Source organism: Pseudomonas sp. Pseusp18, from assembly GCF_059506005.1.
Genome location: NZ_CP169240.1, coordinates 3,749,644 through 3,767,754 on the forward strand (window position 1 = coordinate 3,749,644; position 18,111 = coordinate 3,767,754).

An 18,111-nucleotide genomic window follows, 5' to 3' on the forward strand; every position below is an offset into this window, starting at 1 on the left:
CCCATAACAATATCAAGGATGTGAATCATGCCCAGTACAATTGTCATTGGAACAGGTATTTCGGCGGCAGCCTATCTCATCTCAATCCAACAGTACTTAAAGTCCATCAACAAAACGCTGGGGGATATCCATTTACTGGGCGGCCCCGATCTGTGGCAAAAAATGTCACCACACCATGCCATGGGACAACCACAGCAATTACTAACGGGTAACCTTTTAGGTACTGGTCGCGAAGACCGTGGTTTTTCCAGTCAGCCGGTTCCGGGAGCCGATTTCATGAAGGCGGGTCTATTCTCGACCGTTATAAAGTACTATCTAAACCAACATTGCCATGTCCAGATCCCCTTCTCTTATGTCACCAACATAAGTAAAACCGGGGCTGCTTACTCACTGAAACTGGACGGCCGCGTGGGTGGGCGAATTACCTGTGACCAGGTAATTATCGCAATGGGCCCTGGCACCCCGCGCGCATTGATGGAAGAGGACGGCAAGCCCTCCGAGGTCAATGTCGAGGCATTCAAGGGCTCGATAGTCGGGGGCAATGAATTCATGGATCCGGACTGGACAATGCCTGACGACTCAAATATCGCTGATGCGACTGTTGCCGTTTACGGTGGTTCGGCGACAGCATCATGGGTGGTAGAGTTAGCCGCCATGAGAAAAATGCAAGTTCTTTTATGGTTCACTCGTCCCGGAAGCGGCGAGAATCCATGGGACGCTGAAGCTCGTTTTAGCGAAGCCTTTCCCGCCGGCAACAGAAACAGCGCGATAGAAAAAGACTTCGAGAAAGTCAGGGACGTTTTAAAACTTACGAAAGTTGTGCGCGACCTAGAGACAGGCAAACTGAAACTGACACTTAAAAACAAAGATGGACAATCCGTAGTACAACTTGTCGACCTATTCGTCTATGCACTAGGAGCAGACCATCTGACAAAAGGAATAAAAACAATTCTAGACCCTGGCATTCACTCCAGTCTGGTTGCCTTTTACGACAAAAATTTTGCTATCAGTTCAAAGCCCTCATTGCTGGCCATCGGCACTGAAAACCGTTCTCTCATTATCGTTGGCTCGGCAATGAGCAGTGAAGCCGGGTTCGGCAAGGACACACTATGGTTGCAAGGTGACCCGCAAAGACTTATTGAAAACAATACCAGAAGCATCAAGCTGGCCAGCTATAAAGATATCAGCAACACACTTCCTGCTGCTGCCAGACCCACAGAAGGAATCGCCATGGTTATGGCAAGTATTGAGGCACTCAATGAATATATGCCTGTCACGGTTTCCTCGCAAAGACGTCTCGTCATGCATTCAACACCCGACTTCACAACCAGTGCTGGCGTACTCCCCAAAGGCTCACCGAATCCAGACGCCGGGCATGATCGCCTGCATGATATAGATTTTGAATGGGATATAAACTTCAACACCAGCAACCGTACACAACTGGCAGCCTATATCGCTCAATCCACGGACCTTTCGCCATTTTCTGCAAACTTTGCGGTGGCGCTGATCGTGCACTTACGAACACGCCCCGGAAACGTTCTGGGTTTAAGCGACCCCCAAGTCCACTTCGTCATCTCAACTGCCGAACGCTTCACTCAAGCGCTGATAAAACTAAATCCGCACATCAATTACGGTGCCACCCGCCTGGTGTACGACAAACTGTGGGGACCTGACAAATACCTGGAGATATGCATCGAATACATCACCACACCCGAAGAGTGGAAACAATACTGGAAAGTTAACGGGATAGAGTGCTGACGGAGTAAAAGATGAAGACGAATCCAGGACAGATCAATATCTATAAAAAATATCGAAATAGCGAAAAGCTTATGCAGCCACTTTACTCAGGTCCGTTATAGGCTGGCTGCATGAGGCGGCTGATTCTATGTTACTGATGACAAAGGTGCTCCATGGCCCGCTCGATTGATACCAACACCAGCCTGTCGCTCATCGCTGCGTCCTTGGCGGCGCTTTACCCTGAATCCATTTCGGGCGAAGAAGCGCTCAACCGATTGGGTCGGCACACACTGAACGGCCTCAACGACGGCGCAACTCTCTCCCTGACCACCGCCGTCGCCACCCACGTCACCGCCACCCTGCACAACGACGCCCTGACTCGCCCGTTGGACGCGCTGGTCGCCGAAATCCGTCAATTGCCCGCCGATGCCACCGCCGAGCGCTATCAGCTTGTACTGCGGCCATGGCTCTGGTGGCTGACCCTGGCTAGCAATAACCGGGTGTTCCAGAACCTCAGTACCTCTGACATCGTCACTACGATATTCAAGGCCCACGCCTTCACCGACTTCAAGCTCTCACTCAGCGGCAGCTACACCCCGCGCGAATACTGCGTGCAGTACGGCGAAACCGATTTCGCGTTCGTCTCGCGGTTGCTGGAGGAAGACGGAATTTTCTGGTTCTTCACCCACGAGGACGGCAAGCACACGCTGGTGCTGGGTGACAGTAACGATGCGTTTGTGCCGATCCCCAATGGGCCCAAAGTGAGCTATCTCGGCCAGCAGTTGGGCGAACGTGAGCTACACGGTATTCGTTCCGGGCAGGTCTGCGTGCAGGCGGTGGCCGGAGTGTACCGGGCGACGGATTACGAGTTCACCACGCCGACCACATCGCTTTACGGCCAGGCCGAAGCGGTGGCCGGGCCGCGTTCGATGTACGAGCATCCGGGCGGCTACAACGCCAAGGCTCGGGGTGATGAGTTGACCAAGCAGCGGGTCGACGGCTTGCGCAGTCAGGAGAAGCGTTTCGTTGGAGAAAGCGACTGCCGCTGGTTGGTGCCGGGGCATTGGTTCACCCTCGCCGGGCACGATGATTCAACGTTGAACATCGATTGGGTAGTGACGGCGGTGACACATGACGCCAGTCACGACAGCTATCGCAATCGCTTCGAGGCAATCCCCAAGGCCACGCCGTACCGCCCGGAACGCATCACCCCCAAACCGCGCATGCACCCGCAAACGGCAATTGTCGTCGGCAAGTCGGGCGAAGAAATCTGGACCGACGAATACGGCCGGATCAAGCTGCAGTTCCCTTGGGACCGCGACGGCAAGAACGACGAAACCAGTTCCTGTTGGGTGCGAGTTGTACTGCCCTGGAGTGGCAAGGGCTTCGGCATGCAGTTCGTGCCGCGCATCGGCCAGGAAGTGATCGTGACCTTTATCGATGGCGATCCGGATCGACCGCTGGTAACCGGCTGCGTCTACAACGGTGACAACGCCCTGCCCTATGCGCTGCCGGCGAATCAGACCCAGTCCGGGATCAAGACCCAATCGTCCAAGGGCGGCGGCGGTTTCAACGAGTTGCGCTTCGAGGACAAGAAAGACGCCGAAGAGGTGTTTTTGCAGGCGCAGAAAGACCTGAAGATCAACGTGCTCAACGACAGCACCGCCACGGTCGGCCACGATGAAACCCTGACCGTGCAGAACGCTCGCACGCGCACGGTGAAAGACGGCGACGAGACCGTGACCCTGGAGAAAGGCAAACGCAGCGTGACCATCCAGACCGGCAGCGACACGCTCGATGTGAAGGACAGCCGCACGGTGACCGTGGGCGCCGACCAGACCCACAGTACCGGTGGCAATTACGCGCACAAGGTCACCGGTGATTACAGCCTGACGGTTGACGGCAACCTGACCATCAAGGTGACCGGCACCCTGACCTTGCAAAGCGGCGGCAGTTTTTCGATCAAGAGCGGCGCCGATCTGGCGGCCGAGGCCAGTACTTCGATCAGTCAGAAGGCCGGGACCTCTCTGAGCAATCAGGCTGGTACCTCACTGGAAAACAAGGCCGGCACGACCATGACCAACGATGCCGGGATCAGCCTGACCAACAAGGGTGCCGCTTCGCAGACCGTGGATGGCGGCGGCATGCTAACCATCAAGGGGGGTCTGGTGCAGGTCAACTGACAAGGAGAACCCATGGCCATCACGCCGCTGGATTTGCAACAGAACGATAAACAGCTCAAAGGGCGCCTGCTCGATGGCCAGCTCGACGGTGCGCTGCACATCAAGGATGACGGGCGCGCGCAGGCTGATTTGCACTACAACCGGGGCGAGCTGCAAGGCACCACCCTGCTCTACCACCCCAATGGCAAGGTCTCGGCGCAGTTGCCGTTTGTGCATGACAAGCTGCAGGGGGTTGCCAGTTTCTATGCCCCCGAAGGCAGTCTGCAGCGCAAGGCGACTTACCGCCGAGGGCTGCTGCATGGCGAGGCGTTCAATTACTTTCCCGATGGGCGACTGGCGGAGGTCGAGTTTTACCGCGACGGCGTGCGCGACGGGCGCTATCAACGCTTTCATCCGAACGGCAAGCCGGCCGTCGAAGCCCGGTATCTCAACGGTCAATTGCTGGAACCGGAACAGGGCTTCGCCAGCGACGGACGACCATTGGACGCCGACGGCAAGCCGATCTCACGAGTGCGCTGGTGGTTCAGGCGCTGGAGCGATCCCGAGCAAGCCTGAGCTCTGTAGCAGCTGCCGAGCAGCGCGAGGCCGCGTTCGGCTGCGAAGCAGTCGCAAGTCCGGCTGACGCAGTCTGCCTGATGTACCGCAGTCTCAGGTTTTACGACTGCTTCGCAGCCGAACGCAGCCTCGCAAGCTCGACAGCTGCTACGGCCGAACGCAGGCTTCGCCAGCTGTTACAAAGATTGTGGGATCAGGGAATCAGCATCTGCATTTGCCCCGGCATCACGATTTTGATCACTCCGGCCCAGTTGCACATCAAGGTGCTGTTGGCATCGATGGCCGGCATGCCGCCCAGCAGCAGGGTCGGCGCGCCGCCGGGGATCCACGGGGTGGCGGTGGCCGGGATGCACGGCATCGGCGTCAGCACGCCGAGTGCCGCGGCGGTGGCGGCCGCGACCATCGGGTTGGCCATGCTCATGCACGTGCCGAACGGCATGACGTTCACCAACGGAATGTGGTCCATGATGTTCGCCGCCGGCATGCCCCCGGTCATTGTGCGGTTCACTGGCAGCACGTTGAGTACCGCCGGCGCCGCGCCGAAACTGCATTGCAGGGTCGCGGTGGCGCAAACTTGCGGACAGCCCATGTCGAATCTCCTTCCTGGAAGCGACGCTCCCTGAACCATAGTCCGCCGCGCCTGTTCGCGCACATCAGGAACGCTGATTATCCGGCAACACGCTAACCTATAAGACCGTGCCGCGCTTGTGGCCACCCCAGCGCGCCATTAGATTAGCCAATGATGTCTGGCCTCCAAAATAAGCAGAAGGGATAAGCATGGCGCTTACTGACCAGTCCACCCGTATCCGCTCTGGCGAAGAACTCGATGCCAGCCTGATCGATCCGTACCTCAAGGCGCACATTCCGGGCCTGAGTGGCTTGCCTGTGATCAGCCAGTTTCCGGGCGGTGCGTCGAACCTGACTTACCTGCTGGAATACCCCGAACAGGAATTCGTCCTGCGTCGGCCGCCGTTCGGCCACAAAGCCAAGTCCGCCCACGACATGGGCCGCGAATTTCGCATCCTCAATCAGCTGCGGGACGGTTTTCCCTATTGCCCCAAAGCCTATGTGCACTGCACTGACGAATCGGTGATCGGCGCTGAGTTCTATGTGATGGAACGGGTCAAGGGCATCATCCTGCGCTCCGAACTGCCGCCGGAACTGGGCCTTGATTCAGCGAAGACCGAAACCCTGTGCAAGAGCTTCATCGACAAGTTCGTCGAACTGCACCGAGTCGACTACAAGGCTTATGGCCTGGGTGACCTCGGTAAACCCGAAGGTTATGTCGCGCGGCAAATCAAAGGCTGGAGCGAGCGCTACGAAAAAGCCCTGACCCCGGACGCGCCGAAGTGGGAAACGGTGAAGGCCTGGCTCAACGACAAGATGCCAGCCGATCACCCGACGTCGAGCATCGTCCACAACGATTACCGCTTCGACAACGTGATCCTCGATCCGAACAACCCGATGCAGATCATCGGTGTGCTGGATTGGGAGCTGACCACCCTCGGTGACCCGCTGATGGACCTGGGCAACACCCTCGCCTACTGGATCGAAGCCGACGACCCGGCACCGGTGCAACTGATGCGCCGCCAGCCAAGCCATGCCCCCGGCATGCTGACCCGCCGCGAATTCGTCGATTACTACGCCGAGCGCGCCGGCATCCAGATCGACAATTTCGACTTCTACTACACCTATGGCCTGTTCCGTCTGGCCGGCATCGTGCAGCAGATCTACTACCGCTTCTTCCATGGTCAGACCCAGGACAAACGCTTCGCACAGTTCATTCACATGAACAAACTGCTGGAGCAGATGAGCTTGCAGGTCATTCAGAAATCCAGCCTCTGATCAGGCCCCATAACAAGGAAAAATCATGTCCAAGACTCAGTTGTTCGACCTCGACGGCAAGATCGCTTTCGTCTCAGGTGCCAGTCGCGGCATCGGTGAAGCCATCGCCAAACTGCTGGCGCAGCAAGGTGCCCACGTGATCGTGTCGAGCCGCAAGCTCGACGGCTGCCAGCACGTCGCCGACGCGATCATCGCCGCCGGCGGCAAGGCCACCGCCATTGCCTGCCACATTGGTGAAATGGAACAGATCACCCAGGTATTCGCCGCCATCCGCGAACAATTCGGGCGCCTGGATATCCTGGTCAACAATGCCGCGACCAACCCGCAGTTCTGCAACGTGCTGGACACCGACCTCAGCGCCTTCCAGAAAACCGTCGACGTGAACATTCGCGGCTACTTCTTCATGTCGGTGGAAGCCGGCAAGCTGATGCGCGAACACGGTGGCGGCAGCATCATCAACGTCGCCTCGATCAACGGCATCTCGCCGGGGATCTTCCAGGGCATCTACTCGGTGACCAAGGCAGCGGTGATCAACATGACCAAGGTGTTCGCCAAGGAATGCGCGCAGTTCGGCATTCGCTGCAACGCCTTGCTGCCGGGTTTGACCGACACCAAGTTTGCATCGGCGCTGGTGAAGAACGAGGCAATTTTGAACACCGCATTGCAGCAGATTCCACTCAAGCGCGTGGCGGATCCGAGTGAAATGGCCGGTGCGGTGTTGTACCTGGCGAGTGATGCTTCGAGCTATACGACCGGGGTTTCGCTGAATGTGGATGGCGGGTTTCTGTCCTGATTCGGTTTTGCGAATAAACCAAAGGCAGCCTCAGGGTTGCCTTTGATGTTTTACCGGAGGACTCGTGGAAGACTCTCGCCTGTTTCTGAGATGCATCGGGTGTCAGGTAATCGTTTGATAGATGGGACTGGGCCAGAGACGGCACTATTCACCCCGCACAAACTCAACCGGCTTACCTGTCAAATCCAGAACTCTAAAATAGCCCTTGATACTCTTTACGTTACGGATCGCCAGCTGAACATGCGTTTCATGCATAAAGTCTGTATCAGGATAAAGACATTCGCCCTCCCAGAATGGTGAACGAACGGAATCATACGCAGGTGCCTCTGTAAGCTCCCGGAAGGTATGCAACGCATCAATGACCTGACAATCCAAACGACGTAGATACTGACTATTTTTCTTAAGAGGTTGACCGCCTTCTTCTTTTGAGGCGGCTTCAAGCCAGAGGTAGGTCTGACAGATTTCACGCAACGCACTCTCAGTTGTGAAATCCAGGCAACGCCCCAAGTCAATCACTGCCCCAATCACGAATGGATTTTTGATAGAGCTCCGTTTTTGTGCATTGGTCGCAAAACTTAACGCGCGCTGCGGGTTGTTTTCCCAAAAATAGGCGCCGCGACCAAGCCAATCATAGTCATTAGTGCTATCAAGGAGTGTTGCTTCTCCAGCCAGCACACGCTCCCCAATTTCTCGCTCACACCCATGGAAACCAAGAACAAAAGAAGGAGAAATGCAATACATCAGCGAGCCTTGGTTTCGCCATTCACACGTTTGAAGAACTCCCGAACCTTGTCCGGATCCTTGAGCATTTCAGTAGCGTATTCATCGATACGTACCGAAGCACAAGTGGCGGCTGATAGCCTGCTACCGTTAGAACCAACCATGACCCAGCCAGTCCCAGTCGATGCTTTGTGTCCCTCTCTATCCATATCCAGCATTACTCCTGATCCACTCTTTGCAACCGCTGCGGCGATAAGTCCGTATGTCTTCTCGGCGTTTATTCCGGCAGCACCGGTACGACCGCTAACGATTTTGCCATTCGTTAGCCGAACAATGCCGCCGTGCTGGAATCCTGCAGAATCACGTACAACCTTAGCTTCGTGACGGTCACCATCAACAAAAACATAGGCCGTTTTTTCGAGATCCTTCGACATAGCCACCTCTATTCGAGCTTGGTTGCATTGCTCAAACTTGATTAATTAGTGGCCAATATAGTCTGTGGTGTTTGTCCCGTCATTAATGCCCGCAATTTGTGGCTGATCTGCACACCTGGAAACGATAGAGGCCGCTAACAAGACGCACAAGCCGGCAGATTCCGGCGTTGTTGTAGGCAATGACGCAAGGCGATGTAGCCATTCTCAGCGCTTCCTGACCTCGCCAAGAAAAAGAATATTTATTCCACTTTATTGCATATTGAGAATTTTTATTCCATAAATAGCCCTCCTGAAAATAAAAATCCAAAGGACCCCGGCTATGCGCGAACTCGGTATCGGACTCATCGGCACAGGTTTCATGGGCCGCGCCCACGCCCTGGCCTTTCGCAATGTCAGCGCTGTTTTTGAATTGCCGCTGAAGCTCAAACTCACCGCCCTTGCCGACGCCGACCCGCAGCGCGCCCGCCACTGCGCCGACGCCTGGGGCTTCGATGCTGCTCACAGCGACTGGCAACAACTGATCGATGACCCCAAGGTCAACCTGATCGCCATCACCACCCCCAATCATCTGCACTACCCCATGGCCATGGCTGCCATCGCCGCCGGTAAACCGGTGTATTGCGAAAAGCCGCTGGCCGTGAGCCTCGAGCAGGCCAGTACCATGCACCTTGCAGCCAAAGCCGCAGGCGTGGTGACGCGGGTGGGTTACAACTATCAGCACAACCCGATCATCGGCCTGGCTCGGGATTTGATTCAAAACGGCGCGCTGGGGCAGATCATCAGTTTCCAGGGCGAGTTCAGCGAAGACTTCATGGCCGATCCCGTTTCACCCTGGTCCTGGCGCTGCGACGCCAATTACGCCGGCGGCGCCCTCGCGGACCTGGGCAGTCACTTGCTGGCCATGGCCCGTCATCTGCTGGGCGACGTCGAGGCGGTGTGCGCGGATACCCAGACCGTGCATGCGCAACGCCCCGTGACGGCGGGTGGTCAGGAACGACGCGAGGTCGCGGTCGACGATCAGGTCCACGCGTTGCTGCGGTTCGCCAACGGCGCACGAGGGACGTTCAGCAGTAGCTGGCTCAAACACGGTTACAAGAATCACCTGAGTTTTGAAATCAGCGGCACCCAAGGCACCCTGGCGTTCGATCAGGAACGCTTGAATGAACTGCGGCTGTATCGTGCCGGGCAAGGCGGTTTCCAACGGCTGCTGGCGGGGCCGGATTTGCCGGGTTACGCCGCCTTCAGCCCGGCGCCGGGGCACCAGTTGGGTTACAACGAACTCAAGACCCTTGAAGTGCATGAGTTGGTGATGGCGCTGGCCGGTCTCGGCCAGGACGGGACCGATTTCGAGCAGGCGTGGGAAGTCGAACGCCTGGCGACGGCAATTCGTCTGGCGGCACGGGAGTCGCGGTGGGTCAGGATCGAGGAAGTCTGAACCGACGCTCAGGTCATACACCGCCAGTTGCACGTGCTACTGGCGGTACACCGGACCCGGTTTACTGAGTGACGCAACGGGTCAGGGTCGTGGTTCGGGTCACCTGCCCTTCAGCCCTCATATCACCCTGTACATCGGTGCTTTCGGTGGTCGAACAGGTACGAACCGGTGTCGGTGGTGGTACGGCCGGGGGTGGAGGCGGCGGACTGGCGCAACCACCCAGAATCGCCACGCAAAGTGCGAGCGACAGAGGTGAAAAAGCACATTTCCCAAAACTGTTCATAGGCTGACCCGCGGTAAGTAATCGACATTTTCCGCGACTCGAAAACCACCCCGCGAACCCGCGGCCCTGTCACAGAAAAGAAATACCCTCGCATTCCTTATAGCTTAGCTACCCGCCAATGCCAGAAAGACAGTAACCACTGCATTACCGCAGGCCTGCGGGATATGACGCCTAAAGAGCGGAGGATCGATTCAAGCCACTGCTTTCAAGCTCATAGCGCAGCTCTTCAATCAACGCCGCCACTGCCTCCGGCGTCCGGAGCGTCGCCACGTTCAACCCGCTGACCACCAGATCCACCTGCCCTGTCGCCGGATGGTAAAGCTTCACCGTCAACGAATTATCCCCGGCAAGCGCACACTCACAGGCCAACGGCAAAAAGCTCCGCTCCAACTGCATACGCAATTGCACCAGGTAACTCATCCCGACTCACCTTGGCGACAGCGTAAAGTCGACTGCCCGCTTGTTCTTTTCGCACCCATGAGGTTGTTCCTTCAGCTGCATCGAAGAGGACGCGATACCGGGCCCAAGCCACGTCTCGCACCCCGACAGCCTAGAAAAAGCCCCATATGATCAATACATGAAATTGCACCACCCGCACTAGTGCATTTGCACCTTAACGTTGCCCCTTGATCCGCTTCACGCCGGAGAACAGACCTCGCTCGCGAGCCCAGACAATCGCCTCGCTACGGCTATGCACATCGAGTTTGGAATACACCGTCGACACATGATTTCGCACTGTATTGGGCGCGAGTTTCAGGCGCGCGGCGATCTCCTTGTCGGCCAGGCCTTCACAGATCAGGCCGAGCACATCGCGCTCCCGGGTGGTCAGGTCGGTGAACGATACACTGGGCAACTGCGGCGAGTTGACGTTCTTCACATTGGCCAGTTTTTCGATCAGCGTGCGGCTGAACCAGGACGCATCTTTCATCACCTCTTCGATCGCCGACACCAACTCCAGCTCGGTACGTTTGCGCTCGGTGATGTCCATCAACACCAGCAGGTAGCAAGAGCCGTCCTGAATGTTCACGGTGTCCGCCGAGACCGCACAATCAATCAGCCCGGCATCCTTTCTGCGCACCCTGACATCGACACGATCCACCCGCCCCGTCTTCTCCAGAGCTGTAAACAGTCGAGTGCGAGCGCCCGCTTCATCAATGAAACCGAGTTGCGCCACGGTCTTGCCGAGCACCTCATCACTGGGGTACGCCAGAGACTCGAGAAAGGCTTCGTTGACGTCCATCACCACTTGGTCGGCGGCGCGGCACACCAGGATCGGCACCGGAGTGAGGCGAAACGCTTTGGCGAACCGTTCCTCGCTCTGGCGCAGGGCGATTTCGGCCTTGTGCCGAAGCTCCATGTCGACGAAGGAAAACAGCATGCAAGCTTCGTCGTTGAGCTCAAGCGGTTGGCCGGCAACGATCACTTGCTTGCTGCCACCGTCGGCCAATCGCAGCTCGGCCTGCATCTGCGGAATGGTGGCGCCGTCACGCAAACGCTGCTTGGCCAAGTCCTTGTTCTCGGCGCGCTCCAGCACATCCAGCTCATAAGCCGAAGCGCCGATCACCTGATCACGGGCATAGCCAGTCATTTCCACGAAGCCCTGGTTGACCTTGATGTAGCGTAAATCGCTGAGGCGGCAGATCACTGCCGGGGCCGGGTTGGCGTTGAAGGTCTTTTCGAAACGCTGCTCGGCGCTGGCCCAGTCGGTGACGTCGTTCATGATCAGCACCAACGATTCCGGCTCACCGGCACGGTCCGCCAGCACCATGCTGCGCACGCTGTGAACCCAGGTGCGCTCTTCATTTTCCAGCTGCGTCACCTCCACCATCACATCGCTGAACGTCTCGCCACGGGCCACGCGGCTGATCGGATAGTTCTCGATCGCTACCGGATGATTGTTGCGATAACGCAAGGCAAAACGCTTGGCGTACTCCCCGGCATTGGCCCCCAACTCGCCAATCTCGCTGACACCGTGCATGGCCAGCGCGGCGTCATTGGCCCAGAGAATGGTCTGGTCGAGCTCCAGCAGAATCACCCCATCGGACAGGCCAGCGATGATTTGCTGCAACTGACGGCGATTGGTTTCAGTGCTCAGGACGTCCTGGCTCATTGGAACTCCACAATTGCGGCGGCACTTTTGCGCGCTGCCCAGTGAAGATTACGACCGCAGGCGTTTGTGATAGTGCATACATCCGCGCGATCACGGTGTACTGGTAGCGTATATCCACGTGATCACGAGTTTACTCGGCCTCCTGTAGGAGCTGCCGAAGGCTGCGATTTTTTGATTTTCAGCGCCCCCCAAAAGATCAAGATCAAAAGATCGCAGGCTGCGCCAGCTCCTACGGGGGTTGCGTGCATCCGTATGTCACCGATGTACGCCGTCTTGGGGTGCATTCGAAATATTCCGAAAATGCTTTCATCCACGCTACTCGCGCTAGCGGCTAACGTTCATCCGACAACACACTTCAAGGAGGCAAAGGAATGCCTGTCGCTGCAAATGGATGTCACCTGCGCAAAGCTCGATTTTCCGAATCTGGTCGTATTTATCTATTGACCGCCGTCGCTCATCAACGCGAGCAGGTGTTCGTGGATTGGCGGTTGGGACGGCTTTTGGTTGATCAGCTTCGTTGTGCCGATGAAGCATCACTCGTTATCTCCATGGCCTGGGTTGTTATGTCGGATCACCTGCATTGGTTGATGGAGTTGAAGCACGGCACATTGGCCGAGCTGATGTGTCGCATCAAGTCCAGAAGCAGCCGATCGATCAATCTTGTGCGTGGCGATCAAGGACGTCTGTGGCAGCGTGGATATTACGACCGGGCATTACGTCGTGATGAAGACTTGAAGGATGCCGCGCGCTACATCGTCATGAATCCGTTGCGTGCGGGATTGGTCAAGCGAGTCGGCGATTACCCCTTGTGGGATGCCATTTGGGTTTGAAAGATCAAAGTCAAAAGATCGCAGCCTGCGGCAGCTCCTACAGGGATTGCGTACATCCTCGGGTGTACACGATCCCTGTAGGAGCTGGCGAAGCCTGCGATCTTTTGATCTTCAGGCCCCCAATTCACCACTGGCAATCGCCTGCGACGCTGCCAGCATCGCCCGCAACAACACGGCGCACCCGGCGGCCAGATCATCCGGCGCGGCGTTTTCGATTTCGTTATGGCTGATACCACCTTCACAAGGCACGAAGATCATCCCGGCCGGGCCGAGTTCGGCGAGGAAGATTGCGTCGTGCCCTGCTCCACTGACGATGTCCATGTGCGACAGACCGAGCCCTTGAGCCGCACCGCGTACCGCTTCGACGCAGCCCTTGTCGAAATACAGCGGCGGGAAGTCGGCGGTGGGTGTCAGTTCGAAGGTCAGGCCGTGTTCCTCGCAGGTGGTTTCGATGACCTCGCGGACTTCGGCGATCATTGAATCGAGTCGCGCCGGTTCCAGATGACGGAAGTCCAGGGTCATGCGCACTTCGCCGGGAATCACGTTGCGCGAGCCGGGATAGGCTTGCAGGCAGCCGACAGTGCCGCAGGCGTGGGGTTGATGGCCGAGGGCGGCGCGATTGACTGCGCCGACGATCACCGCGGCGCCGACCAGCGCGTCCTTGCGCAAGTGCATTGGCGTCGGGCCGGCGTGGGCTTCGACACCGCGCAGTTTCAGGTCGAACCATTTCTGCCCCAGCGCGCCCATCACCACGCCGATGGTTTTGTGTTCGTCCTCAAGAATCGGGCCTTGCTCGATGTGCGCCTCGAAATACGCTCCCACGGCATGACCACTGACCTTGCGCGGCCCGGCGTAACCGATGGCGTTCAAGGCTTCGCCGACGGTCACGCCCTCGGCATCGACCTTGGCCAGGGTTTCCTCAAGGGTGAATTTTTCCGCGAACACGCCGGAGCCCATCATGCACGGGGCGAAGCGTGAGCCTTCCTCGTTGGTCCAGACCACCACTTCCAGCGGCGCTTCGGTTTCCACACCGAGGTCGTTGAGGGTGCGTAAGACTTCGACCCCGGCCAGTACGCCGAAGCAACCGTCGAACTTGCCGCCGGTGGGCTGGGTGTCGATGTGGCTGCCGGTCATCACCGGTGGCAGGTTCGGATTGCGACCCGGGCGACGGGCGAAGATGTTGCCGACGGCGTCGATGCTGACCGTGCAACCGGCCTCCTCGCACCACTTCACGAAGATATCGCGCGCCTGGCGGTCGAGGTCGGTCAGGGCCAGCCGGCAGACACCGCCCTTGACCGTCGCACCGAGCTTGGCCAGCTCCATGAGCGACTGCCACAAACGGTCGCGGTTGATGTGCTGATGGGTGGATTGCAGAACGTCTACGGCAGCGTTCATGGTGATCTCCTCAGGCAGTTGTTATTGGGTCATTCAGGCGAACTTTTGGTGTATTTGATGCTGTCTTCGCGAGCAAGCCCGCGCCCACATTTGGAATGCATTCCCCCTGTAGGAGCTGCCGAAGGGTGCGATCTTTTCGGGGCCGCCCAAGAGCAAGATCAAAAGATCGCAGCCTTCGGCAGCTCCTACATTGGAAATGCGATCCCCTGTGAGAGCGGGGCCACCTCTCACACCGCAGATTTCACGACAGTCGGACTCGGCCGCATCGAACTCAACCCGTAATAAATCAGCCCTCCCAGGGCCGAGCCGGTGAACCAGCCGTAGCTGTAGAACCAGCTGAAGGCATCGCTGCCCAGCGACAGCAGCGTCAACACCACCGGCACGCCGAACGCGATGAAGCCAAACCCGTTCCACGCCGGGTACACGTCGTCACGGTAGAGGCCGGCCAAATCCAGTTGCTGTTTCTTGATCAGGAAATAGTCCACCACCATGATCCCGGCGATCGGCCCCAGCAGGCTCGAATAGCCCAGCAACCAGTTGGAATACACCGTCTCCAGGCTCAGATCCGAGACAATCAGCCCGAGCTTTTTCAGCAGTTCATGGGCCATCAGCGCCAACCCGACCAACCCCGTGAGCATCACCGCCGTGGTGCGGTTGATGTACTTGGGCGCGACGTTCTGGAAATCGTTGGTTGGCGACACGATGTTGGCCGCAGTGTTGGTGGACAAGGTGGCGATGATGATCAGCGCCATGGCCAGTGCGACCCAGACCGGGCTCTGGATATGGCCGATCAGGGTGACCGGATCAGAGACAGTGACACCCACCAGTTTGACCGACGCGGCCGTCATCACCACGCCGAGGGAGGCGAACAGGAACATGGTCAGGGGTAAACCGATGATCTGCCCGACGATCTGGTCCTTCTGGCTTTTCGCGTAGCGGCTGAAGTCCGGGATGTTCAGCGACAGCGTGGCCCAGAAGCCGACCATGGCCGTCAGCCCGGCGGCAAAGTAACTGACCACGCTGGCGCCTTCCGGACGTTTGGCCGGGATCGCCAGCAACTCGGTCATCGACACGTTTGGCATAGCCCACACCAGCAGGCCCACGCCCACCAGCACCAACAACGGCGCCGAGAGGGTTTCCAGCCATTTGATCGAGTCCGCGCCGCGAATCACCACCCACAGGTTCAAGGCCCAGAACAGCATGAAGCCGATCACCTCGCCGGTACCACCAAGGGCCTTCCAGCCATCGAACACCGAGCCGAGAAACAGGTGAATCGCCAGCCCACCGAACATGGTCTGGATGCCGAACCAGCCACACGCCACCAGGGCGCGGATCAGGCACGGGATGTTGGAACCGAGAATGCCGAAGGACGAGCGCAGCAATACCGGAAACGGAATGCCGTACTTGGTGCCGGGGAAGGCATTCAGGGTCAGCGGGATCAGCACGATGATATTGGCGAACAGAATCGCCAGCAGCGCTTCGCCCACGGTCAGGCCGAAGTAGGCCGTGAGCACTCCGCCGAGGGTGTAAGTCGGCACGCAGATCGCCATGCCGACCCACAGCGCGGTGATGTGCCATTTGTTCCAGGTTCGTTCGCGCACCTTGGTCGGTGCCATGTCGTGGTTGTATCGGGGACTGTCGAGGACATCGCTGCCGGCTTCGAGCTCAAACAAGCCGTCGCGCTCGGTCACTTGCGATCTGATCTGTTGCATGGCCGCTCCACTGTTCTTTTGATTATTTTTGCTCATCAGAGGCTGGCGCAATGCGCGCGAGCCGGACGATGGCCGGAGAAACTGACAACTTTTACGGACCGGCCACGGTGTCAGCGGCGGCATCAATAAACGTGCCGGGTGCCCCGCTAGTGCCTCGGGCAGTGCCATAAAACTTTGCTAACCAACTGATGTTAATCAGCTTTATTTATCCAACTTGCGAGTCCCCGGTCAGTTGCCTGTCACTCAGGCCGAATGCCAGGCAAGTTGTCCGAACAGTCAAGACTCAATCTGGTGCGTCGATCTTTTTTTGAAAGGTTGCGCATCAACCATAGACCATCCTCAACCGGCTGATTTCACATAGAAAATCTTGACCATATTTCCAACCTGTCAAGTGCGTCAAAATGGTGAGCGGTCTCACCATTTTGGTGATTTTCATTTTTTATCGTTATTTATCAAACAGTTAAAACAGTAATAAGCTTATAAAAAATATTCTTGCTCAATCCACAAACTGCAGCTAGCGTCTATTCTTGACAGCGCTGACAGGAATACACCGATTGGCGTCTGCTTCATATAAAACATCTAGAACCGGCAATAGTCGGTCATGCCTGCGAGGAACTCGGAATGTCTCTGTTGATCCGTGGCGCCACCGTTATTACCCATGATGAAAGTTATCGCGCCGACGTCTATTGCGCCGACGGCGTGATCAAAGCCATCGGTGAAAACCTCGATGTTCCCGCCGATGCGCAAGTGCTCGACGGCAGCGGCCAATACCTGATGCCCGGCGGCATCGATCCGCACACCCACATGCAACTGCCCTTCATGGGCACGGTGGCCAGCGAAGATTTTTTCAGCGGCACCGCGGCGGGATTGGCCGGTGGCACCACGTCGATCATCGACTTCGTGATACCCAACCCACAGCAATCATTGATGGAGGCCTTTCATCAATGGCGCGGCTGGGCCGAGAAGTCGGCGTCTGACTACGGCTTTCACGTCGCCATCACCTGGTGGAGCGAGCAAGTCCGCGAGGAAATGGCCGAGCTGGTCAGCCAGCACGGGGTCAACAGCTTCAAGCATTTCATGGCCTACAAGAACGCGATCATGGCTGCCGACGACACCCTGGTGGCGAGTTTCGAGCGTTGCCTGGAGTTGGGCGCGGTGCCGACCGTGCACGCGGAAAACGGCGAGCTGGTCTATCACCTGCAACGCAAGTTGATGGCCCAGGGCATCACCGGGCCGGAAGCGCATCCGCTGTCGCGGCCTTCGCAGGTGGAAGGTGAAGCCGCGAGCCGGGCGATCCGCATTGCCGAAACCCTCGGCACGCCGCTGTATCTGGTCCATGTCTCGACCAAGGAAGCCCTCGACGAAATCACCTATGCGCGCGCCAAGGGCCAACCGGTTTACGGCGAAGTGCTGGCCGGGCATCTGCTTTTGGACGACAGCGTCTACCAACACCCGGACTGGCAAACCGCCGCCGGTTACGTGATGAGCCCGCCGTTCCGCCCACGCGGCCATCAAGAAGCCCTTTGGCATGGCCTGCAAGCGGGCAACCTGCACACCACCGCCACCGACCATTGCTGCTTCTGCGCCGAGCAAAAAGCCGCCGGCCGTGACGATTTCAGCAAGATCCCCAACGGCACCGCCGGTATCGAAGACCGCATGGCAGTGCTTTGGGATGAAGGGGTGAACACCGGGCGTTTGTCGATGCAGCACTTCGTAGCGCTCACCTCCACCAACACCGCGAAGATCTTCAACCTCTACCCGCGCAAAGGTGCGATCCGTGTCGGTGCCGATGCCGATCTGGTGCTGTGGGACCCGGAAGGCACGCGGACGATTTCAGCCAAGACTCACCACCAGCAGGTCGACTTCAACATCTTCGAAGGCAAGACCGTGCGCGGCGTGCCGAGCCACACCGTCAGCCAGGGCCGAGTGGTGTGGGCCGATGGTGATTTGCGCGCCGAGCGTGGCGCGGGCCGGTATATCGAACGGCCGGCGTATCCGGCGGTGTTTGATTTGCTGAGCAAGCGGGCTGAGTTGCACAAGCCGACAGCAGTGAAACGTTGATCTGCCCTCTGTGGCGAG

At 57.9% G+C, this 18,111-nt stretch carries 15 protein-coding genes; 8 read left to right on the forward strand and 7 right to left on the reverse strand.

Going from position 1 to position 18,111, the window contains the following annotated elements; translation table 11 throughout:
* Positions 1-27: 27 nt before the first annotated feature.
* From ACEN9A_RS16735 to ACEN9A_RS16745, 3 genes are all read left to right on the forward strand, one after another.
* Positions 28-1,758: a hypothetical protein gene (locus ACEN9A_RS16735; RefSeq protein WP_258668712.1), complete on the forward strand. Its 1,731-nt coding sequence runs from the start codon at positions 28-30 to the stop codon at positions 1,756-1,758.
* A 152-nt stretch (positions 1,759-1,910) separates the two neighbouring features.
* Positions 1,911-3,920 carry a type VI secretion system Vgr family protein gene (locus tag ACEN9A_RS16740; RefSeq protein WP_258668714.1) on the forward strand — a complete coding sequence of 670 codons (2,010 nt, stop codon included), beginning with the start codon at positions 1,911-1,913 and terminating at the stop codon, positions 3,918-3,920.
* 12 nt (positions 3,921-3,932) lie between these two features.
* Positions 3,933-4,475, forward strand: coding sequence for a toxin-antitoxin system YwqK family antitoxin (locus ACEN9A_RS16745; protein ID WP_258668716.1), 543 nt, complete (start codon positions 3,933-3,935; stop codon positions 4,473-4,475).
* Between the two features lie 193 nt (positions 4,476-4,668).
* Here the strand turns inward: ACEN9A_RS16745 and ACEN9A_RS16750 are convergent, their stop codons facing one another.
* Entirely contained in the window at positions 4,669-5,064 is a 396-nt protein-coding gene (locus ACEN9A_RS16750; RefSeq protein WP_018929674.1) for a DUF4280 domain-containing protein, read from the reverse strand.
* Positions 5,065-5,252: 188 nt separating this feature from the next.
* Between ACEN9A_RS16750 and ACEN9A_RS16755 the strand changes: the two genes are divergently transcribed.
* Positions 5,253-6,320, forward strand: coding sequence for a phosphotransferase family protein (locus tag ACEN9A_RS16755; RefSeq protein ID WP_019648915.1), 1,068 nt, complete (start codon positions 5,253-5,255; stop codon positions 6,318-6,320).
* A 25-nt stretch (positions 6,321-6,345) separates the two neighbouring features.
* Positions 6,346-7,113 carry an SDR family oxidoreductase gene (locus ACEN9A_RS16760; protein ID WP_018929676.1) on the forward strand — a complete coding sequence of 256 codons (768 nt, stop codon included), beginning with the start codon at positions 6,346-6,348 and terminating at the stop codon, positions 7,111-7,113.
* 144 nt (positions 7,114-7,257) lie between these two features.
* On the opposite strand, the gene ACEN9A_RS16765 is transcribed toward ACEN9A_RS16760, so the two are convergent.
* Both ACEN9A_RS16765 and ACEN9A_RS16770 read right to left on the reverse strand, forming a co-directional pair.
* Positions 7,258-7,854 carry a hypothetical protein gene (locus tag ACEN9A_RS16765; RefSeq protein WP_258668718.1) on the reverse strand — a complete coding sequence of 199 codons (597 nt, stop codon included), beginning with the start codon at positions 7,852-7,854 and terminating at the stop codon, positions 7,258-7,260.
* Positions 7,854-8,267: a hypothetical protein gene (locus tag ACEN9A_RS16770; RefSeq protein ID WP_019648913.1), complete on the reverse strand. Its 414-nt coding sequence runs from the start codon at positions 8,265-8,267 to the stop codon at positions 7,854-7,856. The genes ACEN9A_RS16765 and ACEN9A_RS16770 overlap by 1 nt, the downstream gene beginning before the upstream one ends.
* Positions 8,268-8,586: 319 nt before the next feature.
* Between ACEN9A_RS16770 and ACEN9A_RS16775 the strand changes: the two genes are divergently transcribed.
* The gene (locus ACEN9A_RS16775) at positions 8,587-9,702 is read left to right on the forward strand and encodes a Gfo/Idh/MocA family protein (protein WP_258668720.1); all 1,116 of its coding nucleotides are present in this window, start codon (positions 8,587-8,589) and stop codon (positions 9,700-9,702) included.
* A gap of 454 nt (positions 9,703-10,156) precedes the next feature.
* Here ACEN9A_RS16775 and ACEN9A_RS16780 read toward each other — a convergent pair whose 3' ends face one another.
* Positions 10,157-10,405, reverse strand: coding sequence for a DUF1652 domain-containing protein (locus ACEN9A_RS16780; protein ID WP_019579377.1), 249 nt, complete (start codon positions 10,403-10,405; stop codon positions 10,157-10,159).
* A gap of 193 nt (positions 10,406-10,598) precedes the next feature.
* Complete coding sequence (locus tag ACEN9A_RS16785; protein WP_258668723.1) at positions 10,599-12,095, reverse strand: helix-turn-helix transcriptional regulator; 1,497 nt, start codon at positions 12,093-12,095, stop codon at positions 10,599-10,601.
* Positions 12,096-12,466: 371 nt separating this feature from the next.
* Between ACEN9A_RS16785 and ACEN9A_RS16790 the strand changes: the two genes are divergently transcribed.
* Positions 12,467-12,925, forward strand: a complete 459-nt coding sequence (locus tag ACEN9A_RS16790) for an REP-associated tyrosine transposase (protein ID WP_258668725.1) — start codon at positions 12,467-12,469, stop codon at positions 12,923-12,925.
* Positions 12,926-13,036: 111 nt separating this feature from the next.
* On the opposite strand, the gene ACEN9A_RS16795 is transcribed toward ACEN9A_RS16790, so the two are convergent.
* Positions 13,037-14,320, reverse strand: coding sequence for a Zn-dependent hydrolase (locus ACEN9A_RS16795; RefSeq protein WP_258668727.1), 1,284 nt, complete (start codon positions 14,318-14,320; stop codon positions 13,037-13,039).
* A 227-nt stretch (positions 14,321-14,547) separates the two neighbouring features.
* Positions 14,548-16,032: an NCS1 family nucleobase:cation symporter-1 gene (locus tag ACEN9A_RS16800; RefSeq protein ID WP_258668730.1), complete on the reverse strand. Its 1,485-nt coding sequence runs from the start codon at positions 16,030-16,032 to the stop codon at positions 14,548-14,550.
* A gap of 621 nt (positions 16,033-16,653) precedes the next feature.
* On the opposite strand from ACEN9A_RS16800, the gene hydA reads away from it, so the two are divergent.
* A complete protein-coding gene (gene hydA / locus ACEN9A_RS16805) occupies positions 16,654-18,093 on the forward strand; it encodes a dihydropyrimidinase (RefSeq protein ID WP_018929684.1) in 1,440 nt (479 codons plus the stop codon).
* The last annotated feature ends 18 nt before the right edge of the window (positions 18,094-18,111 follow it).